The 24,833-nt window shown below is 62.2% G+C and carries 16 protein-coding genes; 6 read left to right on the plus strand and 10 right to left on the minus strand.

The window, feature by feature from the left end; genetic code table 11:
• Together RIF72_RS01155 and RIF72_RS01160 are read right to left on the minus strand one after the other, a co-directional pair.
• Positions 1 to 3,081: a UPF0182 family protein gene (locus tag RIF72_RS01155; protein WP_375164185.1), complete on the minus strand. Its 3,081-nt coding sequence runs from the start codon at positions 3,079 to 3,081 to the stop codon at positions 1 to 3.
• Positions 3,082 to 3,122: 41 nt separating this feature from the next.
• Positions 3,123 to 4,259 carry a S16 family serine protease gene (locus RIF72_RS01160; RefSeq protein ID WP_309073068.1) on the minus strand — a complete coding sequence of 379 codons (1,137 nt, stop codon included), beginning with the start codon at positions 4,257 to 4,259 and terminating at the stop codon, positions 3,123 to 3,125.
• Between the two features lie 211 nt (positions 4,260 to 4,470).
• On the opposite strand from RIF72_RS01160, the gene RIF72_RS01165 reads away from it, so the two are divergent.
• A complete protein-coding gene (locus tag RIF72_RS01165; protein WP_309073069.1) occupies positions 4,471 to 5,925 on the plus strand; it encodes a zinc-dependent metalloprotease in 1,455 nt (484 codons plus the stop codon).
• Positions 5,926 to 6,020: 95 nt separating this feature from the next.
• Here the strand turns inward: RIF72_RS01165 and RIF72_RS01170 are convergent, their stop codons facing one another.
• The 3 genes from RIF72_RS01170 to nudC are packed head-to-tail and all read right to left on the minus strand — an operon-like array spanning position 6,021 to position 9,765.
• Positions 6,021 to 6,647 carry a M48 family metallopeptidase gene (locus RIF72_RS01170; protein ID WP_309073070.1) on the minus strand — a complete coding sequence of 209 codons (627 nt, stop codon included), beginning with the start codon at positions 6,645 to 6,647 and terminating at the stop codon, positions 6,021 to 6,023.
• A complete protein-coding gene (locus RIF72_RS01175) occupies positions 6,647 to 8,779 on the minus strand; it encodes an ATP-dependent DNA helicase UvrD2 (protein WP_309073071.1) in 2,133 nt (710 codons plus the stop codon). The genes RIF72_RS01170 and RIF72_RS01175 overlap by 1 nt, the downstream gene beginning before the upstream one ends.
• The gene (gene nudC, locus RIF72_RS01180) at positions 8,776 to 9,765 is read right to left on the minus strand and encodes an NAD(+) diphosphatase (protein WP_309073072.1); all 990 of its coding nucleotides are present in this window, start codon (positions 9,763 to 9,765) and stop codon (positions 8,776 to 8,778) included. The genes RIF72_RS01175 and nudC overlap by 4 nt, the downstream gene beginning before the upstream one ends.
• A 194-nt stretch (positions 9,766 to 9,959) precedes the next feature.
• Here nudC and RIF72_RS01185 point away from each other — a divergent pair, with 194 nt between their 5' ends.
• A complete protein-coding gene (locus tag RIF72_RS01185; RefSeq protein ID WP_309073073.1) occupies positions 9,960 to 11,135 on the plus strand; it encodes a macrolide 2'-phosphotransferase in 1,176 nt (391 codons plus the stop codon).
• 53 nt (positions 11,136 to 11,188) lie between these two features.
• Here the strand turns inward: RIF72_RS01185 and RIF72_RS01190 are convergent, their stop codons facing one another.
• The 3 genes from RIF72_RS01190 to RIF72_RS01200 are packed head-to-tail and all read right to left on the minus strand — an operon-like array spanning position 11,189 to position 18,458.
• Positions 11,189 to 14,695 (minus strand): ATP-dependent DNA helicase, encoded by a 3,507-nt coding sequence (locus RIF72_RS01190; RefSeq protein WP_309073074.1) that lies wholly within the window; start codon positions 14,693 to 14,695, stop codon positions 11,189 to 11,191.
• A complete protein-coding gene (locus RIF72_RS01195) occupies positions 14,692 to 18,045 on the minus strand; it encodes an ATP-dependent DNA helicase (protein WP_309073075.1) in 3,354 nt (1,117 codons plus the stop codon). The genes RIF72_RS01190 and RIF72_RS01195 overlap by 4 nt, the downstream gene beginning before the upstream one ends.
• A complete protein-coding gene (locus RIF72_RS01200; RefSeq protein ID WP_309073076.1) occupies positions 18,042 to 18,458 on the minus strand; it encodes an MGMT family protein in 417 nt (138 codons plus the stop codon). Before RIF72_RS01200 ends, RIF72_RS01195 begins: the two co-directional genes overlap by 4 nt.
• 66 nt (positions 18,459 to 18,524) lie before the next feature.
• On the opposite strand from RIF72_RS01200, the gene RIF72_RS01205 reads away from it, so the two are divergent.
• The 4 genes from RIF72_RS01205 to RIF72_RS01220 all read left to right on the plus strand — a co-directional run bounded on the left by RIF72_RS01205 (position 18,525) and on the right by RIF72_RS01220 (position 22,021).
• Positions 18,525 to 19,235 (plus strand): 3'-5' exonuclease, encoded by a 711-nt coding sequence (locus RIF72_RS01205; protein WP_309073077.1) that lies wholly within the window; start codon positions 18,525 to 18,527, stop codon positions 19,233 to 19,235.
• A 324-nt stretch (positions 19,236 to 19,559) separates the two neighbouring features.
• Entirely contained in the window at positions 19,560 to 20,510 is a 951-nt protein-coding gene (locus RIF72_RS01210) for an ABC transporter substrate-binding protein (RefSeq protein WP_309073078.1), read from the plus strand.
• A 12-nt stretch (positions 20,511 to 20,522) separates the two neighbouring features.
• Positions 20,523 to 21,287 carry an amino acid ABC transporter permease gene (locus tag RIF72_RS01215; RefSeq protein WP_309073079.1) on the plus strand — a complete coding sequence of 255 codons (765 nt, stop codon included), beginning with the start codon at positions 20,523 to 20,525 and terminating at the stop codon, positions 21,285 to 21,287.
• On the plus strand, positions 21,284 to 22,021 hold the full coding sequence (locus RIF72_RS01220) for an amino acid ABC transporter ATP-binding protein (protein ID WP_017198579.1): 738 nt from the start codon (positions 21,284 to 21,286) through the stop codon (positions 22,019 to 22,021). The genes RIF72_RS01215 and RIF72_RS01220 overlap by 4 nt, the downstream gene beginning before the upstream one ends.
• Positions 22,022 to 22,111: 90 nt before the next feature.
• Here the strand turns inward: RIF72_RS01220 and RIF72_RS01225 are convergent, their stop codons facing one another.
• Together RIF72_RS01225 and hemL are read right to left on the minus strand one after the other, a co-directional pair.
• Positions 22,112 to 23,398, minus strand: a complete 1,287-nt coding sequence (locus tag RIF72_RS01225) for a glycoside hydrolase family 3 N-terminal domain-containing protein (RefSeq protein WP_309073080.1) — start codon at positions 23,396 to 23,398, stop codon at positions 22,112 to 22,114.
• A gap of 112 nt (positions 23,399 to 23,510) precedes the next feature.
• Positions 23,511 to 24,830, minus strand: a complete 1,320-nt coding sequence (gene hemL, locus RIF72_RS01230; protein ID WP_309073081.1) for a glutamate-1-semialdehyde 2,1-aminomutase — start codon at positions 24,828 to 24,830, stop codon at positions 23,511 to 23,513.
• Between the last annotated feature and the right edge of the window lie 3 nt (positions 24,831 to 24,833).

Raw genomic sequence — 24,833 nt, forward strand, 5'->3', positions numbered from 1 at the left:
CTAGCTGCTTGGTGAAGGCGACGGCGTCGCGGTGGGAGTGGATCCCGGCGTCGCTGCTGGTGCCGGAGTGGCGTCCAAACGGGCTTGGGCGTCGAGCGCTTTCCGCAGTGCCTCAGACAGCTTGGTCTGCTGGGCACCGTATCCAGCGAAGTCACCCTGGGCCAAGGCAGCCTGCCCGTCCTGGATGGCCTTGTTGGCCTCATCCAAGGCTGCCTTGAGGTCAGCCTTGGCATCGGTAGGTCCTGCCGGCGGAGTGGTGGTTCCCGGAGGCGTGTTCGGCGTCTGACCATTGTTGTCCGAGTCGCCGGCAGTAGCACCGGAGTCACCACCGAACAGTTGATCGAGTGCCTCATCCAAGGTGGGGGCGAAGCCGATCTTGTCGCCGAAGGCCACTAGGACGCGCTGCAGGGTGGGGTACGACGTCTCACCGGTGGATTTCAGGTACACAGGCTGGACGTAGAGCAAACCACCGCCGACAGGCAATGTGAGCAGGTTGCCGTTCAACACTTCCGAAGCGCCCTGACGGAGCAAGTTGAGTGCCTGCGACACCGTGGGATCAGAGTTGAACTTGTTTTGTGCTTGTCCGGGACCAGGAACCTGGGTGTCGGTGGGGAGCTCCAGGAGCCTCAGCTTTCCGTAGCTCTCCCCCTTGACGCCCTGGACGTTTCCGGCGTCCGAGTCAGCCGCGAGGAAGCCGTACAGGATGTTTCGGGCGCTGCCGTTGACCGTTTGTGGAATGAAGGACGAGGTCAGCTGGAACGCCGGCTTATCCTGGTCCGGCATCTGCAATGACATGTAGAACGGTGGCTGCTTGACGGCTTCCGTGACCGTGGGATCGTTCGGAACGCTCCAAGCATCGTTGTTCTGATAGAAGCTGTCAGGATCGGTCACGTGGTACCGCCCGAGCAGTTCACGCTGGACCTTGAACAGGTCCTCCGGATACCGGACGTGGCTCATGAGATCACCGGACATCTCCGAGTACGGCTTGATGACCGTCGGGAAGACCTTTTGCCATGCCTTCAGGATGGGGTCCTGGTCGTCCCATGCGTAGAGATTCACTGAGCCGTCATACGCATCCACTGTGGCTTTGACCGAGTTGCGGATGTAGTTGACCGAGCTGTTTGGCAAGGCAACGGTGCGCCCGGCACTTGTCTGCGAGTCAACCGTGGCGTTCTGCAGTTGCTGCGGCTGTGAGTACGGGAAGTACTGGCTCGTGGTGTAACCGTCCACGATCCACTTCACGCGGCCGTCCACAACTGCCGGGTAAGCGTTGCCATCAACAGTCAGGTACGGGGCGAGTTTCTCAACGCGTTCACGCGGATTGCGTTCGTAGAGAATCTGGGATTCCGCATTGACGCCATCCGAGAGCAACAGGTCCGAAGACTGGAACTTGATGGAATAAAGGATTCTATTCAGCCAGTTGCCTACATTCGGTCCGCCGTTGCCGCTAAAGGTGTACTGCGTCTCCCCGCCACCCTCACGGCCGGCTGGCCGGTCCTGCTCACGGTTCGGAGCCCCTTCCGGGGCGCCGACGATGGAGTACTCAGGAGAATTCTCGCCGAAGTAGATACGCGGCTCATATGTGGTGTCGTTGCCCAGGACACCGGTGGACGGAATACCGGACTGCAGGAATTCCGGTTTGCCGTCAACAGTAAACTTGTTGCCCTTGGCTGCGACCACGCCATAGCCGTGCGTATAGACAATGTGCCTGTTGACCCAGGTCTGCTGGTTGGCACTAAGGCCGTCCGGGTTCAGTTCGCGTACAGCGATAACAGTGTCCTGAACCTTGCCGTCAACCATGTACCGGTCCACGTTCAGAGTCTGTGGGAACTGGTAATAGGGCCGGTACTGCTCAAGCTGGGCAAACGCCGAAGAAACAAGGTTGGGGTCAAGGAGGCGAATGTTGGCAGTAGTCTGCGCATCCGCTGCCAAGGCACCGGTAGTCGCCGTGGTGGTGGCGTTGTACGCAGATACGTCGATCTTGTCCAAACCGTAAGCTGCCCGCGTCATCTTTATATTTCGATCAATGAACTCCTTTTCCAAGGTGTTCTCCGACGGACGAACCTGGAACTGCTGAATAACCCACGGGTATACGCCGCCGGCCAGAATGGCCGTGATAACCAACATCGCCGTACCAATCACCGGCAGGCGCCAGCGACCGATGATCGCGGCAATGATGAACAGGATGGCGACAAGGCCCGCGGCTACGGCAAGGATCGCCTTTGTAGGCACAACGGCATTGACGTCCGTGTAAAGTGCACCGGCCCATCGGCCGGAATTGCTCTGGACAGTCGTGTACCTGTCCAACCAGAAGTTGATGCCGAGCAGGACCAGGAAAAAAGCGCCCGTGACGGCGATATGGATTTGAGCTGCCCTGCTCGTGAAGATGCCGCGTTCCATGAGCCGGATGCTGCCGTAGAGGTAGTGCGTCAGGATGCCTGCAATACCGGCAACAACGGCGATGCTGATCAGGAACCCGGTGACAAAACCCAGGAACGGCAGTGTCATGAGATAGAAACTGATGTCCATGTTGAACAACGGATCTGTCTGTCCGAATGGCTCCTGGTTGAAGAACAACAGGGCCTTCTGCCACTGGCTGGCTGCCGCACTGCCGGCAAAGAGCCCGAACAGGATGGGCAGGCCGATCATGACAACCCGGCGGACAGGCTCAAGCTGTGCCTGGTAACGATTGAGGTTGTCCCGGGCCTCAGCATCCGGAGCATAGACGGGCCGGGAGCGGTAGGCAATCCTGATGGCGAAGTAAACAGCGGCAAACATCATGGCGAAACCGATGAGGAACGTGATGATCCTGGCGAGGTTTTCGCGGATATAAACTTCGAAGAAGCCAAGCTGCTGATACCACAGGACGTCAGTCCACACATTGGCGAAGAAAATGAAACCGACGACGGCCACTGCCACGACAATGAGCGTCGGCGTCAGGGCACCTCGTCTCAGTGGTGATCTTCCGGGCGGGTTGGAGCTGGCGGGACGGGACAAACTCTGTACCTCATTGGTGTCAGTGAACAGTCGGTGTGCGTGTGTTGACTTTCCCTGCCGCTGGGTTGTGGCAAGGGCCGTCATCTATGCCACGAGTGGCGGTGAAGCTAAGTTCCACCGTCAGTCTAGTTGTTTGTGCAGGTGGGAAGGCTCCCTGTGTCTTGACCGGATCCGAGCCGCTCCACAGCAGAGGTGGCGTCGGCCAGAGTTTCCACCTTGACCACCTGAAGCCCGTCCGGAACGTGGCCCACGACGTCCGCGCAGTTGGATGCCGGTGCCAGGAACATGGTGGCACCCTGTTGGCGGGCTCCTATCATCTTCTGGGCAATGCCCCCGATGGGACCCACTGCGCCATCGGCGGTGATCGTGCCGGTGCCCGCCACGTGTTTGCCGCCGGTGAGGTCTCCCGGCGTAAGGTTGTCCACGATCCCCAAGGCAAACATCAAGCCTGCGCTGGGTCCGCCAACATTATCCAGGGAAATGCCGACATCGAAGGGGAATGTGAAGTCGCTGGCCAGCAGCACACCCAGAACGTAGCGGTCTGCCTCGTTCTTGGCGGGGGTTATCGTTTCGGCAACCGCAACGCCATTCCTGTCCACGCCGACGACGACCGGGGCGCCGGCGCCCGCAGCCAGTTCGGCCTGGACCACGCTCATGGACGTTATCGCCTTGCCGTTGATGGAGACCAGCCGGTCACCTTCCTGGATCTTCCCGGCGGATGGCGAAGGGTCTGATAGACCTGCGACGCTGAGCCGCTGCTCAAAGGGGATCTCGAGCTCACGCAAGGCCGCGGCCACCGCGTTCTCCTGCGATGTTTCCATGGCAATTTCGCCTTGTTGGACCGTCTGCTCGGCCGTGGTGCCCTTGGGATAGATGAGCTCTTCGGGATAAATGGCCTTGGAGGGATCCAGCCAGGCGCGGAAGACATCAAAGATGGTGGCTGGAGTCTTCGGACCGCCGGTCATGACAACAGTGGTCAGGTCAAGGTTGCCATTCGCCGGAAAGGACTCGCGACCGGAAATGCTGATGACAGGCTTGTCGCCGTCCTTGCCCAGAGTATTGAACGTGGGACCCGCTGATTCAATGACGTACGGCACCGGCAACGCTGCCGCCCCGATGCCCAAGCCGAGTGCGAGGAGACCGGAGATCACCATGATCATGTAGCGGCCGTCACGGGGCGGTGCCGGCGGCGCGGAGCTGGATTCGGCGTCGGGCGTTTGACGCGGGTCCAATGAGCCCTCGGGGCTGGGCGAAGTAAGCATTGAGGCCTCTCTATGCCGGCATTTACGTGACCGGATCCATGGCTCCTGCCGCCGAAGGCGGCGGCGGCACATACCAAACATCAACACTACGCGTTCTGACGTTGCAGGACTGCTTTGCCTACAGCGAACGGCACCTCCTCCGGGCAGACAGCCTTCCAGCCGCGCGGTACGGTGAAAGAGATCACCAGCCAGTTCGACGATCGGCGGCACCATGACTTCCAACCCCAACAATCCGTCCAACGACGACGAAACCCCCAAGGATCCGCTGGCAGAAATGCTCCAGAACCTGATGGGCGGCCAGGGCATGGGCAACATCGATCCCGCTGAGCTGGCCAAGGCCGCAGGCCTGCCCAACGATCCCCAGCTCCTTCAGCAGATGTTCGCCCAAGTACAGGCGATGATGAGTTCAACATCCGTGGGCCCCGTGAATTGGCAGCTCGCCCACGAGAATGCACGGCGCGTCGCCGCCGCCGGCAGCGATCCCTCGGTCAACGCCCAACAGGCCAGGGAGATCGACGAAGCGCTCAGGCTTGCAGAACTTTGGCTGGACCCCGTTACTGATCTCTCGGCAACCGGCCTGATTGGTAGGGCATGGTCAAGGGCCGAATGGGTTGAAGCGACCCTGGGAACGTGGAAGCGCCTGACCGAGCCCGTGGCCAACAGCATCGCCAATGCCTTGTCCAACGCCCTCACCCAGCAAATGCCCGAAGAAATGAAGTCCATGATGGGCGGCGCATCGTCCATGCTGCAAAACATGGGCGGGGCGATCTTTGGCATGCAACTCGGACAAGCCATCGGCGCGCTCTCAGCCGAGGTTGTCAGCTCCACCGACATCGGAGTCCCCCTGGCAGACCTGGAAATGGCGCTGCTGCCGGCCAACGTAGCTAAATTCGGCGAAGGCCTCAGCCTCCCCGAGAATGACGTTCGGCTCTTCCTTGCCGTCCGCGAAGCCGCCCACGCGCGGCTGTTCGTCCAGGTCCCGTGGTTGCGTGGCCACCTGCTTGGCGCCATTGAGGCATATGCCCGCGGCATTCACATCGACATGTCCCGCATTGAAGACCTTGCCCGGGACCTCGACCCGAGCAACCCCGAAGGAATCCAGGAAGCACTGTCCCAGGGTGTCTTCACGCCCGAGCGGACGCCGGTCCAGACGGCCGCGTTGGAAAAGCTCGAAACTGCTCTTGCCTTGGTGGAGGGCTGGGTGGACGAGCTCACAGCCGAAGCAACCGACAAGGTGCTGCCGTCAGCGACCGCGCTGCGCGAAACCGTGCGTCGTCGTCGCGCCACAGGTGGACCGGCCGAGCACGCATTCTCGTCCCTGGTCGGCCTGGAACTTCGCCCCCGCAGGCTCCGGGAAGCGGCAACCCTCTGGGCCACTTTGAAGGAAGAACGCGGTATCGCCGGCCGCGACGCGCTCTGGCACCACCCGGATCTCCTGCCCACCGGTGAGGACCTGGACGATCCCAAGGGCTTCTCCGAACGTCGGCGCCTTGCCGAGGCAAGTGACAGCGAGGTTGACGACGCCTTGCAGAAGCTTCTGAGCGGCGGCTACGACTCCGAGGCCGATGAAGCTGAAGCCTCGGGTTCCAAGGCAGATTCCGCGGAGAACCCGTCCGGTGATGAAACGGCAACGGACGACAACGACCCCGAGGCGCCGGGCAAATAAGCAAGCCGCGCAACGGCCGCCATCTCATGGCGGCCGTTGTGCAGTTAAGGACAGTTGCGGCTAAGAGAAGCTGTGCGGCCAAGCTTCTGACGTTTTTAGTCAGACAGGTCCACAGTCAAATCGCCGGGATCCTCGGAGCCTGAACCTACCGCGAGTCCCCGGGACGTAGCGAAAGCAACGCCTTCCAAGAAGGCCTTTGCCCGCTCCGTCTCAGGGTAGGCCTCAACCAATCTCCAGAATTCGGCATTGTGACCCGCCACCAGCAAGTGCGCGAGCTCGTGGACCAGTACGTAGTCAATAACCCATTGCGGCATGGGCTGAAGTTTGTTGGACAGCCGGATGGTGCCGTCCGCAGGAGTTGCCGAACCCCACCGCGAGTTTTGGTTGGCTACCCAGCGGACCGACGTCGGGACTGCCCGCCCGCCGAGGTACGTGATTGAAAGGTGCTCGGCATGCTTGGCGAGGGCTTGGTCCGTGGCAGGACGGCGCCTGCCCGCACCCGATTGCCGCTCCCCCTGCTTCTTCAACTTGGCCAGCATTCGCCGGACCCACTCCCGCTCCTGGGATTTGGTGAAGCTGGCGGGGATGGCGACCACGGCCTTGCCATCTTCCCAGAATGCGGCAACGGTTCGCCGCCGCCTGGCGGACCGACGCACCACAACGGGAGCACCGTCGTCGGTGGTGTGTGGAATGCCGGTGTCGGAAGCAGGTTGGCGGGTCATCAGAGTTCGCTGCTCTCAGCGAGTACTGCCAGAACAGCTTCGCCGTAGCGTTCGAGCTTGGACGGGCCAATCCCCGCGAGGCCGGACAATTCCTCCAGCGATGACGGTTTGGCTTCTGCGATGGCCGTCAGCGTAGCGTCCGTGAAGACAACATACGCAGGGACATCGGCCGACTGGGCCTCGTCCCGGCGCCACTGCCTCAACGCCTCGAAGGTCTGTTCCTCGTAAGTAGGCGGGCACTGATGGCAACGCCCCACCTTCCGTTCCGCTCCACTGGCTAGCATGCTTCCGCAGACCTTGCACGACGCCGGAGCGGCAGCTTTCCGCCGAGTGGGACCCGACTTGCTGCGTGCGTTGGCGGAAGCCACGGAATTGGGGCGAAGTCCGTCCAGGAACCGGGACGGTTTGCGGTTGGCCCGGCCACCCGGGGTTCGGGCTGTGGACCATGAGAGATTCAAGTGCTCCCGGGCCCGGGTGATGCCGACGTAAAGCAACCTGCGCTCTTCATCCACATCCTCGGGCGTATCTGCGAAGGAAATGGGCATGAGCCCTTCGCTGAGGCCTACTAGGAACACCGCATCCCATTCCAAGCCCTTGGCGGCGTGGAGGGAAGCAAGAGTGACACCCTGAACGGTGGGTGCGTGTTGCGCGACCGAGCGCTCCTGAAGCTCATTGACGAACTCAGCCAAGGTGAAGGACTCCCCACGGCTGACAGCAAGCTCATCGGCCAAGGCGACCAGGGCCGCCAGGGATTCCCAACGCTCACGCAGTGCTCCACCACTATGGGGGGCGGCCTCCGTGTAACCAAGTGAGGCAACGATGTCCCGCACGATTTGACCCAAGGGTTCCTGTGGCCCTTCCGCCACGGCGCGGGTTGCCGCGCGCAACTGGAGGATCGCATCGCGGACTTCCTTGCGAGCGAAGAACCGCTCGCCTCCCCGCAGCTGATAGCCAATACCGGCAGAGGCCAGGGCTTGCTCGTACGCTTCAGACTGGCCGTTGGTGCGGAACAGGATGGCGATCTCACTGGCCTTGACTCCTGTGTTGAGCAGCTCCTGAATTCTGCCTGCCACCACAGCGGCCTCAGCCTCGTCATCAGGGCACTCCATGAACCGCGGTTCCGGACCAGGAGGCCGCTGGGCGACAAGCTTAAGGGGCGGCGCCCAGGCGGCATCTGCCACCGGGCCACCGCTTCGGCGGGAACCTAAGAGGTCGTTGGCCAATCTCACCACTTGCGGGGTGGACCTATAGTCACGGATGAGCTTGACGATGGTCGCTCCTGGGAACTGCCCCTTGAACCCGAGAAGATGCTTGGGCGAGGCTCCGGTAAAGGAGTAAATGGTTTGGCTGGCATCTCCCACCACGCACAACTCGTTCCGGCCGCCGAGCCACAAATCCAAAAGCCGCTGTTGAAGGGGTGAAACGTCCTGGTACTCGTCCACCACGAAATGGCGGTATTGCTCCCGGACCGTTGCCGCTACTTTCGGGTCCTCCTGGAGGATGCCCACTGTTATGAGCAGGACGTCTTCGAAGTCGATGACGTTGCGGTCGGTTTTGATGTCCTCATAGGCCTGGAACACCCTGGAGACCGCGGTGAGGTCGAAGCCTCCGGGAGTCCCACGGCCCTGTGCATTCTCCAAGTAATTAGCGGGCGTCAGCATGGACACCTTGGCCCACTCGATCTCGGCTGCCAGGTCCCTGATGGATGCACGATCAGTGCTCAGCCGAAGCCTGCGGGAGGCCTCTGCGATCATGTTGGCCTTGTGGTCCAAGAGATTAGGCAAAGTGCCGCCAATTGCCTGCGGCCAAAAGAACTGTAATTGCCTCAATGCTGCGGCATGGAATGTGCGGGCTTGAACGTTGGCGACACCAAGATCGCGGAGCCTGCTACGCATCTCAGCTGCGGCCCGGGCAGTGAAAGTCACGGCCAGCAGTCTCTGCGGACTGTAAACCCCGGAGTGAACACCATAAGCAATGCGATGAGTGATGGCGCGTGTCTTTCCCGTGCCTGCCCCTGCAAGGACGCACATGGGACCCGTCAAAGTACTGGCCACTTCTCGCTGTTCTTCGTCCAGCCCGCCGAGAATGCGCTCCTCGAGTGAGCCACCGCCGTCGAAAATCCCTTCAGTCACGGCTGGAGGTCTTCGATGACGCCGCCATACCAATGCTCAATCAATGAACGCGCGATGGACAGGCGCGTTGAGATGGTGATTTCACCGCTCAGCACGGCTTCCTGCAGCTCCTCACGGCTGAACCACCGTGCTCTGGTGACCTCTACGCCGTCAGGCCGGGCAACGGCGTCGTCTGTCCTTGCGGTGAACCCCAACATGAGGGAGGCCGGGAATGGCCAGGACTGCGAACCGAGATACTGGCAGGCCGTCACGCGGACACCCACTTCTTCCTCGATTTCCCGGACGACGGCCTGCTCCAGCGATTCACCAGGCTCAACGAATCCTGCGAGCGTCGAGTAATTCTTAGCGTCGACGGCCCCTCCTCCACCTAGCAGGAGCCGGCCATCAGGGCCAACCACCGTGACAATGATCGCGGGATCTGTCCGCGGGTAATGCTCGGAGTTGTCCTGGGGGCACCGCCTGACCCAGCCGCCGACCTCGATGTCCGTGGGCGTGCCGCACTGTGGGCAATGCGTGTGGGTTGCATGCCAGTTGGAGATTGCGCTGGCCTCGATGAACAAGGCGGTGTCCTCGGCGTCAAGACGTGCCGCGACATCCCGAAAGCCGGCCCACTCAGCATCCAACGGCACCGCGGCGATGCCGGAAGCCGGCGGTTCAGCAACAGTGAACAGCACAACGGACGTGCCCTCCGGCAATGAGGACGACGTCAAAGTGGTGCCCAGGTAGATGGCAGCAAGAGCACCGCTTTCCGACCCATTAAGAGCTTTCCAGAGCGGCGCAGCGTCTCCGAACCACAGACCGTCAGCAGTCACCAACGCTTTACGCTGCGAAATGACCATGGCCTTGGCCGTGCCGGAGGCGATGAGATCCTCCACCATGCCCGGCTTCATCCGCACGCCTGAGCCGCGGTCCACCATGGCAGGACGGACGGGAAGTACGGTCTCCATCAGGTGATTGGCAAGCGCCGGCGACTCCGTTTGACTCATGTATCTACCGTACTGACTCGTTTCGACAAAGAACATTTGGATAGGTCCACTGTTGTGGACACCACCCCATAGGGTTGCCCTCTTAGGCACATGAGCCATGTTTTGATCCACATTTCCTGCGCATTTGCTGCGGATCTGAAGACTCGCCGCACTGCATCATGGCCACAGGCCGCACTCAATCTACCGTGGAGAACGTGAGAAGAACACCGCTCGAACTGGCCGCCATAGCAACAGCGGCGGTACCAGGCCTGTCGCCGACGGCCGCAGCCTACTCCCCCGACGACGACGCCGACTTCGACTCGGCGTTGTTGCTGGACGCGGAAGGCAAGCGCTGGCGGGTCCGTTCACCGCGCCATCCGGAAGCCAGCACACGGCTGGAAACCGAATTTATGGTGCTGCGGGCCTTCGCGCCCGCCATTCGCGCTGAACTGCCCTTTCATGTGCCCACCATCGCCGGCACAGTGAGGCAAGGTGCGCTGACGACTTTCGTCTACGCCCATCTTCAGGGCTCCGTGCTTTCCATCGAAGAACTGTCAGCCGGCAGTCCCTCCTTGGCCCAGGAGGTCGGCGCGGCTCTGGCTGCCGTTCATGACCTGCCACTGACTTTGGTCACCAATGCGGACCTTCCCAGTTACTCGGCCAATGAGTTCCGGCAACGCAAACTCAACGAACTTGACCAAGCAGCAACCACCGGCAAAATTCCTGCGACCCTGCTGCGTCGCTGGGAGCACGCCCTCGAAGATGTTGCCCTTTGGCGTTTCAATCCCTCAGTGGTCCATGGCGACCTTCATGAAGACAACCTGATGGTTCAGGATGACACGGTGACCGCCCTAACGGGGTGGACCGACCTCAGGATCGGTGATCCAGCAGACGACTTCGCCTGGCTGGTGGCATCCAACGAGGCCTCGTTTGTTGAGGCTGTCTTGAGCCACTACACGCAAGCACGCCGCGAGATCCCGGATGCGCACCTACTCCGCCGGGCCGCCCTGCTGGCCGAGTTCGCCCTCGCCCAATATCTGGTCAAGGCAATGGCTGCAGGGCATCAGAGCATGACGGCGGAAGCAGAGTCCATGCTGCAGGCACTCGCCGATGACATCGACGAGCAGGTGCGTCGCGACGAAGAAGCTGCACAGGCCGCTGAGGTCGAGGCCGCCGAGAACGAAGCTGCTGAGCACGAGGCCGCTCGGCAGAGAGCAGCCGATTCACGGGCCGACAAACCTGCAGTCAGTGTCGCGGCTATTCCCGACGCTGATGAGTCAAAGAGCTCCGAAGAAAGCGGCTCCGGCACGGCATCAAACCACGACGACACCTCCACCGCCGCTATGAGTGTTGTCAGCGTAACGCCGCTTCACGCGGCCGACCGTTCCTAGAACACAGAACACAAACCCCGGGAACCCAGTGCCTTCCCGGGTTCCCGGCGTTCCTACAGGTCCGCGCTGTTCTTCAATGCCTTCGCCACGATCAGTTCCAGTTCCTCGGCGCTGCCAAGATCGTGCGGACGCACAACGGCATCGTCTGCCACATAGTAGAACGCGGCACTGACATCCTCGAGGGGTACATCCCTGAGTCGCGCCCATGCAAGCCGGTAAACGGCAAGCTGCACCGCCCGGGTGGCCAGTTGCTGACCTGCGGGGCGTCGCCCGGTTTTCCAGTCGATGAGTTGCCAACGGCCGTCAGCATCACGGAACACGGCGTCGATGCGCCCACGCACCACGACGTCGCCAATCCGCGTTTCCACAGGTACTTCGACGAAAGCCGGAGCGCGCTGAGCCCACTCGGACTGCTTGAAAGCCGCCACCATGTCATCCAAGCCATAGGCCTCGTCGATGTGCGAGTCCGAACCCGGCGCTTCATCAAGGTCCAGCATGCCGGTTGTGCCGAAGTACTCCTCGACCCATGCATGAAAGGCGGTACCTTTGCGCGCCGAGATGCCCGGTTCGCGGGGAACGGGCCTGCGCAGCTGGGACAAGACGGCGGCAGGGTCTGCACCGAGGTCAACGAACAGTGAGGCAGAAATGTGGCTGGGTAGGTGGACGTCCTGAACGGTCTTGAGTTGCCGTTGGCGATCCAGCAGTAGTTCGGCCTCCTGGGACCATCTCCCGGCGGCCCCGGTCAGATCATCTGAAGGGGCCCGGGGGGGTTCCTCGATGTATCCACGGACCATGGCTGCGGCGCGATCCATTGCAAGCCGCCTGCCCGGAGTCAGCCTTAGCCGGGCGCCCGTCCGTGGGTCCGAAGGCCCTTCCAGGGGGTCATAGGGGAATTGGGCAACTTCGAGCACTGCAGTCAAGGGGCTTTCATTGGGCAAGGCCTCTTCGGCCACCGATTCCGCGTGGACCACTGCACTGACGAGCGACTGCGGCCGGCCGGCGTCGTTTTCCTCTCCATCAACTCCGGCAAGCGGCGCCAGTTCGGAGAGGAAGGCAGACATGCTGGCCATCCCCGATCGAGAGCCGTTCCAGGCAGCGCTGGAAGCCCACAGGACGAACTTCGCCCGAGTGTAAGCGACGTACGCGAGCCTCCTCTCTTCGGCCTCACCATGATGCTGGACCTCGGATTTGAATTCCTTCTCTGCGTCCAACCATCCCTTTTGGTCAGGCTGATCGAGGTCCCACTGGGGAAGGTCTGCTCGATCGCCCCGCAGGGGCCACGGCAAGGCCGCGGCACCGGTGCTCCACCGCGAATCCCTGTTGCTGGGGAACGAACCAGCGTTGAGGCCGGGGACAAAAACAACGTCCCATTCCAATCCTTTCGAAGCGTGGACGGTCAGCAATTGGGCGGCTTCCCGGTTGGCCTCAACGGGGGCGACATCCAAGCCGCCTTCCTCGGAGGCTGCAGCTTCCAGCCACGACAAGAACGCCAGCAGGTCAATGCGTTGCGACGTCTGCAGGAACCCGGCTGCCGCATCCTGGAAAGCATCCAAGTTGCGGCGAGCCTGGTGGATGCTCATTCCCGGCTTGGCCGCTACTTCGATGTCCAGGAGCATCGCACGTTCCACTTCGCCAAGGAGCGTGGTGAGGTCGTCGCCCATGTAGCTCCTCAGAGAGCGCAGTTCCGAAGCAAGGCGGGTCAACCTATCCAGAGCAGCAGCGCTGAGGCTCCTCCCATGGCCTGACGTCCAGCCAGGCCGCGGAAGGAAGTCAAGGGCCTCCACGAGGCTTGCGGCATCGGTGATGTCACTCTCAATCACGGTCTTTGACGGTTCTTCGTTGTCATCAAAGGAATCAGGTTGAGCTTCCAGTGCCGACCGTCTGCGGGCCAGGAAGCGGGACCAGTCACTGAAGGCCATCAAGTCTGCCGGACCGATCCGCCATCGTGCCCCAGCCAACAACCTCATCAGGGCATCCGAACGTCCCGGATCGGCCAGGACCCGCAAGGTCGCCACCAGATCCACGATCTCCGGGGTGTCCAGCAAGCCGCCAAGTCCAACGATCTCGTAGGGAATCCCTTGGAGCTCGAACTCGCGGCGGAGGCACTCCATCTGCGCCCGTCGACGGCAGAGGACCGCCATGGCGGGTTTGACCGGAGTGCCGTCCTTCTCTTCTTCGAAAACAGTCCGTTGGTAGCGACGGACATCGCGGGCTATCACTGCGGCTTCGTCCTCATCCGTCCCGAAGCGACCGATCACCACACTTCCATCCGCCGCGGCCGGGCTAGGAACCAACGCGGGGACTGAGACATTACTCGCTCGTTCCCTCTCCCCCGCCGGACCGTCCAGTTCCGCCGACCTGTTTAAGGGCGCTGCGATGGTGTTTGCGGCCCGTAGGATGTTTCTCCCGTTACGCCAGGCGGTGGTCAGATACGAAGTGGGGGCAACGGAATAGGATTCAGAGCCGGAGGGGTCCCCTTGCCGGACGGGAAACTCCTGCACAAAGTGGAAGAGCTGGCCCGCGGAAGCGCCTCGGAAGCCGTATATCGACTGGTTGGGGTCGCCCACCGCAGTAACTGCGTGGCCCTGACCGAAAAGACGGGAGAACAGAACAAGCTGGGCGTGGGAGGTGTCCTGGAATTCATCCAGGAGCACCACTTTGTAGCGGGCACGTTCCGTGGTGGCTGCTAGCGGAATATCGCTCGCAATTCGGGCCGCGAGCGCCACGAGGTCACCAAAATCAAGGACACCGCGCTGACGCTTCGCTTCTTGGTAACGAACCACCATGTCGGCAACGCTGGCGCGTGTCCTTAGCATGGCCGCAAGTTCTCCTGCGGCCTGCGTTGGATTCTTCTTTGCACCGGCTACATAGGGAAGCTGCTCAAAGGTCTGAACGCGCTCCAAGACCCAGTCCCGCACTTCCCCGGGATCCTGAAGGTGCTCTGCGCATTCCCCGGCCAGCTGGATGACTGCATTAACGAGCGTGGATTTGGCGGCAGTGAAGTGCTCGTAGTCGCCGTCATATGCTTCCACGACTTCGCTGGCCAGCTGCCAGGACTGTGCCCCTCCCAGCAAGACGACGTCCCGCTCGATGCCCAACCGCAGGCCGTAGTCAGACACGATGCCGCTTGCATAGGAGTGGTACGTGGACACTTTGGGTTCGAGGTCGTCTGCGCCGAGAAGTCCCTCGGGGAAGCCTGTGCTGCCATCGTCCGCCGCCGCTATCCGCTGGAGCGTGGCCAGCTTGGATCGTATCCGGCTCGCCAGCTCTCCGGCAGCCTTGCGGGTAAAAGTCACGCCGAGGACTTCTTCGGGGCGCACCCAGCCGTTGGCCACCAGCCACACCACACGGTCCGCCATGGTGGCTGTCTTACCCGAACCTGCCCCGGCAATCACCAGGCGCGGTGAAAGAGGGGAGGCAATGATGGCCGCCTGTTCAGCCGTAGGGTGGTTCTTTTCGCCAAGGATGTTAGCCAGTTCAGAAGGAGAAAACCTTGGCTCGGGGACTGCCTCCACGCCAGGATTGCTGGTGGCGAAGCCGTCCAGGAGTTCGGTTGTCATTCAGTGACCTGCTTTCCTCTGGCACACAACGGGCATACGTCCGGTAGGCGGCATCCATGGCCGCTATGTCCTCCCTTGCCGGGGTCGTGCCGTGCTTCAAATGTTGCACCGGCCATCAGGGCAGCCGCCTCATGCACCAGCACCTCGGCCCAGTTGTCCGTGGGATCCAACGGGTCCTGCTGCTGTACCGCTGGGCTCTTGGTCTTGGTCCCAAGTTGGGCCAGCACGGCGCCGCCGGGGACAAAGCCGTTCCCGGACGCTGCAAAAGAGCCGCGGTCGGGCGTTTCGTCCCCTGTTTCGGCGTCCCGGAAGGCACCTTTGAGGACGGCAGCCTGGTAGGCACCCAGTTGTGGGTGCTCGGCAACCTCCGCTTTGCCGGGTTGCCGTTTGCCGGTCTTGAGGTCAACAATGACGAGCCTGCCTTCCGGATCGATTTCGAGTCGGTCCACCTGACCGCGGAGTACTGCGTGGCGGGTGGACTCCCCTTCACGAGCAGGGGAACCACTGACGGCGCCAGCGTCCAAGGTGACATCAGGTAGCTGAACTTCAAAGTCGTGCTCCACGGCCAGCAAGCCTCTTCCGTCACCGCGCATGATGAGCACATACTGGGCCAACTTTCGAACCATCAGTTCCGCCCGCTGGAAATCGAGCTTTCCTTCCCAGTTGTCCTTCATACCCAAAGTGGGCCAACGACGTACGAGCTCAGCCACGTACTCGGCTCCTGAAGCATCGGGAAGCTCCTGGGCAATGCTGTGGACCAAGGTGCCCAGGCTGCGTGCGAAGTCGGTGGCAGCTTCACCTCCGGCTGCTTGGACGAACCAGTCCAACGGCGACTTATGTACGGCCTCCACCTTGGACGGTGAGACGGAAACGGTACCGCCGGGTGGCACCACGGCTTCCTGGGAACTCAGCGCCGCCAAACCCCACCACGTGTCCGGATGTGCACCCGGAACGGGTGGTTCGGTGCTGGCGAGCCTGGCCAATATCTGGGCGGCCTCGTGCGAGGTATGTGCTTCGCCGCTACCGGCGTCTTCCGACTGGGCGTGCTGCCGCAGTTCCGCGACCAGGGCCCTCAGGGTCATGGGACGGTCGACTGGGGTGTAGTCACGCTTGTACTCGCCGGCCCCCAAGGGCGCCACGTAGTCCAGGAAAGCCGAGGGTTGCTCATCCTCAGAAGACACCGCAGTGCAGATCAATACTTCACGGGCTCGGGATACGGCGGTCGAAAAACTCCTGAGTTCGTCGTAACGAATATCCCGGAGCCTGCTTAAGGGCCCGCGCCGAAGGGCATAGTCCACTCCGTGTTCAACTGCGTCGGCATAGACAGTGCTTCCCAGCAGTTCTCCACGCAAGCGTGTGTTGGGCCATACGCCTTCCTGGAGGCCAGCTACGATCACCACCGGCCATTCCCGTCCGGCTGCGCTCGCGGGAGTCATGATCTCCACGCAAGCCTCCAGCTGTGCCCGCGCGGCAAGGGTGTCCATGGGCAGTTCCTGGTTCAGCAAGTAGTCCAGGAACTGTTCGGGACCTGAACCGGGCAGTTGATCCACGAAGCGTTCGGCTGTATGGAACAGCGCCATCATGGCGTCAAGGTCCCTATCGGCACGTGCACCGGCATTGCCGCCTTCAAGCGCCATTTCTGCCCAGCGGGAAGACAACCCGGTGGCGTGCCACAAAGCCCACAGAACAGATTCCGCGTTGGCACCGGGTTCCGCGGCAGCGGCGGAACCGGCCGCTAGCATGCGGGCGAGCCGACGGGCAGAACTGCCTTCAATGCCCAGCGACGCCAGAGCACCGGGTTGAAGCAGGGCCTCAACCAGCAAAGCGTCACTGGAGCGGCCGCCACCGCCTAGGAGTTCCTCGCGGCGCAGGGACTGGCGCAGCCTGCGCAGTTCGATGGCCGTGGCTCCGCCGATGCGGGAGGTTAGGAGGGAAACGGCAGTTTCAGGCGTCAGCTTTACCGGGTCCAGCACTATGGCAAAGGCCTCCAACAGGGGACGCACCGCGACTTCGTCACGGACGGCCGAGTCTGCCACGGGAACACGTACCGGGATTCCCTGGCCGCTCAAGTAACGCTGCAACTGGGAAATTTGCCCGCCGTTCCGGACGATCACCGCGATGTCGCTGAATTCCCGCGATTCCCGCAGTTGAGCTTCGAGGATGCGCTGTGCAACGTACCGCAACTCGTGGACGGCTGACGGCAGCACATGGCCCTCCACCCGACCATCCCGGGCAGGTGCGGAATGCATGCCTTCCGGATGTTGTGGTTGTTCCATTTGCCTGGCCAACTGGCCACCCGAGCGCTGTGAGATGTGGCCCGCGACCCGGATCCACGCCTCAGCTACCTCAGGCGCGTGCCTGTGGGTAACCGACAGTGGGCGTTCGAGAACCTTTTGTTGTATGCCGCCCAACAGTGTTGGCAGCTCTGACACCAGGTCCGGGCGTGCGCCGCGGAAACCTTGCACGACGGTATCCGGTGAGTAGGTCACCACGACGTCTTTACCTTCGCCGATGTCGGCAAGGAGCTCGAACACGGCAGGATTCGATTCCTGCGCGTCGTCCACGAGGATGAGTTGGAGTCGGTCCCGCTCGGCAGCTAGAAAAGCCGGCGAGTCTTGGAAAATCTGCCGGGCCGTGGTGATGATTCCAGCAGGGTCAAAGGCCTCAGGCATGCGGAGGTCCAGGACGTCCCGGTACTCGCTGTACAGTTCGGCAGCCGCCATCCAATCGGGCCGTCCGCACTCATAGGCCAGTCCGACCAGGTCCTCGGCGGTGCGCCCCGATTCGATAATGCGGTCGAACAACTGCCGGATCTCGTGACGGAAGCCGCGCGTGGGAAGTGCCGCTGCCAGATCCTCCGGCCAAGGCAGCTGGAATCCCGGACGGGAGTGGCCTTCCAGTAACTCCTTGATGATGAGGTCCTGTTCGGGGCCCGACAAAAGCTTCGGTGGCCGCGTCAGCGGCAATATGCCTTCCGCCTTTGCCCGCCGGATAACGTCGAAGGCGTAGGACGCCCAGGTGCGTGCCGGCGTCGTACTGAGACTGCGGTCCAGCCGTCCTGTGAAGGTGTCGCGCAAAGCTGCCGCGGCGTGGCGCCCGGGAGCAAGAACGAGAACCTGCTCCGGGTCCAATCCGTCCTCACTGACGCGTCGGACGGCGGATTCCACCAGCACAGTTGATTTGCCCGTTCCCGGGCCCCCAGGCACGAGGACAGGGCCGCTCCCCTGTGGGAGGGAAACGACCGCACTTTGGTCCGAAGACAAAGCAGGAGCCGCATAGTGAGTCTCACGGGGCGGGAGCAGGCGGAGAGCTGCCGGTGCTTGGCGGGTTTTGGCAGGAGTCGCGGTCACACAGTCATTTCATCATCGGGCACCGACATTTTATGGAGTTGACGCTCCAACTGGTCCGAGATCACATCCAGTTGGTCGAAACCGGAGTCGGTAGGCGCCCATCGGGCCGCTGTCAGATCGACACGCCAACGACCTTCGCCCGTCCTCAGGAAGGCCTCATATGCACCATAGAGAGGGGTGGATTCTTCCATGTAATGCCGCAGGGCGGCGACTTCGTGGCCAGGAGGCGCTTCCCCGCTGGCCCGAAGGACGCGCCACCAAGCGACTGAGCTGCCGTAGTGGCTCATCACCGCGCCGACCTGCCGCGGCCCGCCGGCTCCCAAAAGCTCTGCGACGTCGCCGTAGGAGACCGCCGAACCCGACGGAACAAGGTCCACAACGGCCAGAACCGCCGTCACATACTCCATCCGCATGTGTTCAGCGTAACGGCAGGAGTGTCGTGCCCGAATAGTGTCGGACCCAGCCGGTAGCTTGAAGACATGAGCTCCTGGAACACCCTCTCCCGTGCCGCGTTCGACCTCGAGACCACTGGGAAAAACTCACGGTCAGCGCGAATCGTCACTGCTTCCATCACTGTCGTGGATGCCCACGGGGAGCTCATCGCAGAGCACGAGTGGTTGGCAGATCCCGGGGTTGAAATCCCGCTCGAAGCCAGCGAAGTGCACGGCGTCACCACAGAGAAAGCCCGTGCAGAAGGCCGTCCGGCCGCAGAGGTAACACGCGAGGTGGCCGCGGTACTCCAAGGATTATTCGACGACGGCACTCCCGTCATTGCTTTCAACGCCAGCTACGATTTCACCGTGTTGGCGGCCGAGTCCGCCCGCTACGGCGTTCCCCAACTCAGCCGCTTCCCCGTGCTGGATCCCTATGTGATGAACAAGCAGGTGGACCGTTACCGCAAGGGAAAGCGTACGCTGACGGCTTTGTGCGAGGAATACGGCGTTGACTTGACGAACGCGCATACTTCGGCGGCTGACGCTCTCGCCACGCTCCGTGTATTGGATGCCATGGCCGGCAAATTCCCCAAGCTGCAGATGCCTGCGTCCACACTGCACCAGCTGCAAGTAGACTGGGCGGCATCCCAGGCCGCTGATTTCCAGCAGTACTTGCGGCGCAGTAAGCCCACAGCTGTCATCGAGGGCGAATGGCCCGTCCTTCCGCCCGAAGACGCAAGCCGGGGCGGCTTCTAGCCCCTGAGTGCAGCTGACTGCTCCCTATTGCGACACAAGTCACAGCAATTTCAGGAACCTCATTTTCAGGATCGGCTGCCCGCGGATTCCACGCGAGCCCCTGCCATCGGAATAGTCCGGCGCCGGACGGTCTGTTAATGGGAACATCGTTCGGCTAAATCGAGTGTCAGCAACCGTTTCTTCGATTCACCGTGGGCTAGCGGGCTGGTGACATAATTAAGTTTGGCGGGTTGAAGTCTGCTAGAGCAGCCAAACCTTCGTACTGCTGCCGCATTCCCCGCCCACCGCGAAACGTCTCCGTGACCCGATGAAAGTGATTTCTTCATGAAATTCAAAGCCCCTAAGTGGCTGTCTGTTGCCCCCGTGGCTGCAGCCCTGGTGATTTCCCTGGCAGCATGCGGCGGAGGAACCTCCGAGCCCAGCGGCTCTCCCACCGACGCCCTCGCCGGTAGCGACCAGAAGTCGCTGGACACGTTCACCACCGCCGACGTTACGGCGCTGGACAAGATCGACAAGTCCCAGCTGGGCCTCATCACCGACGGCACCCTGCGCGTGGGCACCCTCTCCGACGCCCCGCCGAACATCTTCATTGATCCTTCCGGCAACTTCACCGGCTACGACAATGAACTCCTGCGCGCCATTGGCGACAAACTGGGGCTCAAGGTCGAGTTTGCCTCCACTGACTTCTCAGCGCTCCTGTCCCAGGTGGGCAACAAGCAGTTCGACGTCGGATCCTCCTCGATCTCCACCACGGACGCCCGTCGCGAGACGGTCGGTTTCACCAATGGCTACGACTTCGGCTACATGGCAATCGTGACCAAGAGCGACTCCAAGGTCACCGGCTTCGCGGACGTCAAGGAAGGCCTGCGCATCGGCGTTGTCCAGGGCACCGTCCAGGATGACTACATGACCAACACCCTGAAGATCGAGCCGGTCCGTTTCCCTGACTACAACACCGTTTACGGCAACGTAAAGAACGGCCAGATCGATGCCTGGGTTGCACCTTCCCAGCAGGCCGAAGGCCAGGTCAAGGACGGCGACAACACCAAGATCGCCGAGAAGGTTGTCAACACCCAGAACTTCACCGCTTACGCAGTGAACAAAGACAACCAGCCGCTGATTGATGCCCTGAACTCCGGTCTGGACGCAGTCATCGCTGACGGAACCTGGGCCAAGCTCACAGCCGAGTGGTACAAGGACCGTCCGACTGCCGCCGAGCAGACCCCCCAGGGCTGGAAGCCGGGCAGCAAGGCCGTCCAGCTCCCCGCCAAGTAACCAAGGCGTTCCATGGATATCCTCAATCAATTAGCCAACACCTTCTTTGACTGGAAGGCGATGGGCGAAGTCATCCCCAAGATGTTCGCCGTCGGTCTGCCCAACACCATCGTCCTGGCTGTCGTCTCGGGCGTCATCGGGACCGCGCTCGGGATGTTGCTCGCCCTGATGGGGATCTCCCGGAACGCGGCAGCACGGTGGGTAGCCCGCATCTACACGGACATTCTCCGCGGGCTCCCTCCAGTGCTGACTATCCTGGTCATCGGGTTTGGCTTCGGCCCGATCATTCGTGAACTAACCGGCTCAACCAGCCCGTACCCCATGGCCATCGCGGCGTTGTCCTTGATGTCCGGCGCGTACATCGGGGAGATCTTCCGTTCCGGCATCCAAAGCGTGGACAAGGGCCAGCTCGAAGCGACCCGTGCGCTCGGGTTCAGCTACGGCTCGTCCATGCGCCTGGTGGTAGTGCCTCAAGGCATCCGCCGCGTTCTTCCGGCCTTGGTCAACCAGTTCATCGCGCTGATCAAGGAATCCTCGCTGGTGTTCATGCTCGGCCTTCTGGCGACGGAGCGTGAGATCTTCCAGATCGGCAAGGACGCAGCTGCCAACAGCGGCAACCTGTCCCCTTACGTGGCGGCAGCCATCTTCTACCTGGCGCTGACCATCCCGCTCACGCACTTCGTGAACTTTATTGACGCCCGCATGCGCGCTGGTCGCCCCGAGAAGAAGGAACCGGACGAGGCAGCAGCCCTCGTAGGAAAGGGAGCCCAGGCATGAGTGAATTCGCATCAGGCACGTTGACGGCGAAAAACATCCACCTGTCGTTCGGCAGCAACCATGTGTTGCGGGGCATCGATCTTCACGTCGAGAAGGGCACCACGGCCTCCGTGATCGGCCCGTCCGGCTCAGGGAAGTCAACGCTGCTCCGTGTCATGAACCGGCTTATCGAGCCGGATCAAGGCGACATCCTGCTGGATGGACGTTCGGTCCTCAAGGACAACCCGGACGAACTGCGTCGCCGCATTGGCATGGTCTTCCAGCAGTTCAACCTCTTTCCGCACAAGACGGTGGCTGAGAACATCTCGCTGGCGCTGCGCAAACTCCGTGGCATGTCCAAGGAGCAGGCGCGAGACGAGGCCCTGGCCCAGCTGGATCTGGTCGGTTTGAAGCATAAGGCCGATTCCCGTCCGGCCAACCTCTCAGGCGGACAGCAGCAGCGTGTAGCGATTGCACGTGCGCTGGCCATGAAGCCTGAGGTGATGTTCTTTGACGAAGCCACCTCCGCGCTGGACCCGGAACTCGTCAAGGGTGTTCTTGCGCTCATGACGGACCTGGCTCAGGGAGGGATGACCATGGTGGTGGTAACCCACGAAATGGGCTTCTCCCGCAACGTCTCGGACATCGTGACCTTCATGGACGCTGGCGTGGTTGTTGAATCCGGGCCTCCGGAACAGCTGTTCACCAACCCGCAAACAGAACGCCTTCAGGGTTTCCTTTCGGACGTCCTCTAATAACCTCTCAGCAGGATTACACCCGTTACAAAGAACCCCGCCTTCCAAACGAAGGCGGGGTTCTTTGCTGTTCTCAAAGCCCTGGAGCCGCTACTGACCGGCCTTGACCCGGAGCACCGTAAGCGCCGCGGCGTCCACCTTGGCCCGGAACGCAGGATCTGCCGTGGCTTTCTGCACCACAGCCTGGTGCATCGCTGGAATGCTCGCGGGATCAGCACATACCAGCATGGTTCCGCCTGCGCCGAAGAAATTCAGTGCACGCTCGGCATCGGACCATGCTTCCAGCTGGGCCGCACTGCAGAGGTCATCCGATAGGACGATCCCCTTGAAGCCTGCGTCAGCACGCAGCATCGTATCCATCACCGTGGATGAGAACGGTGCAATGTTGGCGGCGTCGATCTTGTCGTAGTAAGCATTCGAAACCATGACCCACTGGGTGCCCGATTTGATGGCAGCATGGAACGGCTCCAATGCGGGATCGTTCTGTGTGGTTGTCGTGTCACGGACATCGCTGGTGACGTCCGTGTTGGGAACAACCCTGCCAAGCCCTGGGAAATGCTTCACCACCGGGGCCACGCCGGCGTCCTTCATGCCATCGGCAAAGGCATTGCCCAGCAGCGAGACGTTGGCTGGATCATAGCCGTACTCCCGCTGAAAATGGCCGATGGGGGCATTGGACGGTGCAAACTGAGGGCTGGTCACTGTATCCAAGACTGGCGCGAGGTTAACGTTGACGCCAACGCTGCTAAGTTCCTTCCCCCACGTTGCAGCATCCGCGCGGAGTTTGGCCGCCCCTGAGGACGCTTGGACCAGGGCCGTGGGGATGGCGGAGAACCCCGGACCGGAGAGGACCTGGACGTATCCGCCCTCTTGGTCGGTGGCCACGAAAAGGGGCACTCCGCCGGTGGTTGCGGCAGAGACCGTGCCTGTCAACGAAGACACAAGGGACGCCGTGGGGGCGGTTCCGGCCTTGCTGCGTCCGCTGAGGTAAACGTTCCCGGCGTGATATCTGGTCAACGCTTCCATGGTTCCCGGTTCGGCGCCGCTGGCTTTGGCTGCCACCATGAACAGTTGTCCCACCCGCTGCTCAAGGCTGAGTGCGGCGAGCTGCTGCTCCGCAGTTGACGGCGCGCTGGGCGCCGGCGCAGGCAAAACGGACGGGGGCGGGGAAGGAACCGCGGACTGGGTAGCTGACGCCGGCGGCGTTGTCGGAGCGGGCGTCGCGGAAGGCGAAGAAGCAGCCGCCGACGGCGTTCCCTCCCTCGGGCCTTGGCCGGAACTTTGTGTGCCACTGGAACAGCCGGCGGCCACGACCAGCAGCACTCCGGCGGTGGTGATGCTGACACTCAATGATGCAATGGATGGGGACTTGCGCATGGTAAACCGTGAATTCGTTGGGGGTGGGTTTCCACCTACGAGCCTACCCCGGGACAGGCAACGATGCCCCGGCCAGCAGCTTCAAGCAACTGCCCGGGGCATCACCAAATAACTAGGCCGTAGCGCCCGCTGCAGCTTTCGCTGCTGCCGGAAGGGCGTCGATAATCCGGTTCATCGCGGCGTCGTCATGGGCAGCGGAGAGGAACCAGGCTTCGAAGACAGACGGCGGGAGGTAAACGCCGGAGTCCAGCATGGAGTGGAAGAACGGGGCGTATCGGAAGCTTTCCTGGCGCTGGGCGTCGTCGTAGTTGTGCACGCCGCGGGCAGAGGTACCAAACGCAAGCGAGAAGAGGTTGCCCGCCCGCTGGATTGAGTGGTCCACACCGGCCTTATCAAGGGCCGAGGAGAGGGCGGCAGAGAGCTCCAGAGAACGGGCATCAACGTAGGCGTAGACCTCAGGGGTTGCATTCGTCAGCGTGGCCACACCTGCGGCCATGGCCACAGGGTTTCCGGATAACGTACCGGCCTGGTAAACCGGGCCTACGGGAGCGAGGTAGTCCATGACGTCGGCGCGGCCGCCGAGTGCCGCCGTCGGCATTCCGCCGCCGATGACCTTGCCGAAGGTGAGCAGGTCCGGAGCCCAGCCTTCCTGGCGGCCGGTCAATCCCCAATAGCCGGCGTAGCCAGTGCGGAAGCCGGTTAGGACTTCGTCGAGGATGAGGAGCGCACCGTGTTCCTTCGTGATACGGGATAGGCCCGCGTTGAAGCCCTCGCCCGGGGTGACGACGCCCATGTTCGCGGGAGCCGCTTCCGTGATGACGGCAGCGATGTTTTGGCCGTGGGCAGCGAAGGCAGCCTCGACGGCAGCGAGATCGTTGTAAGGCAGAACCAGGGTCTCAGCTGCGGTGGCCTCTGTGACACCGGCAGAGCCGGGCAGTGCCAACGTGGCGACGCCGGATCCAGCGGCCGCCAGCAGTCCGTCCAGGTGCCCGTGGTAGCAACCGGCGAACTTGATGATCAGGTTGCGGCCCGTGAAACCGCGGGCCAGGCGAACGGCCGTCATGGTGGCTTCGGTTCCGGTGGACACCATCCGCAGGCGTTCGACGGCGGACACCCGGTCCTTGACGATCGCGGCAAGGTTGGCTTCATCCGGCGTGGAGGCTCCGAAGGAAAGGCCGCGGTCCACAGCTGCGTGAACGGCGTCAAGCACGGCGGGGTGGGCGTGGCCCAGCAGCGCCGGCCCCCAAGAACAGACAAGGTCTACGTATTCCTTACCGTCGGCGTCCGTCAGGTAGGCGCCCTTGGCGGACACCATGAACATCGGAGTGCCGCCCACCGACCCGAAGGCCCGCACCGGCGAATTCACGCCGCCGGGCATCAGGGACCGGGCGCGGTCGAACAGTTGATCGGACACGGGGGTGTTTGACGTCATGGT

Source organism: Paenarthrobacter sp. (assembly GCF_031180005.1).
GTDB lineage: Bacteria > Actinomycetota > Actinomycetes > Actinomycetales > Micrococcaceae > Arthrobacter.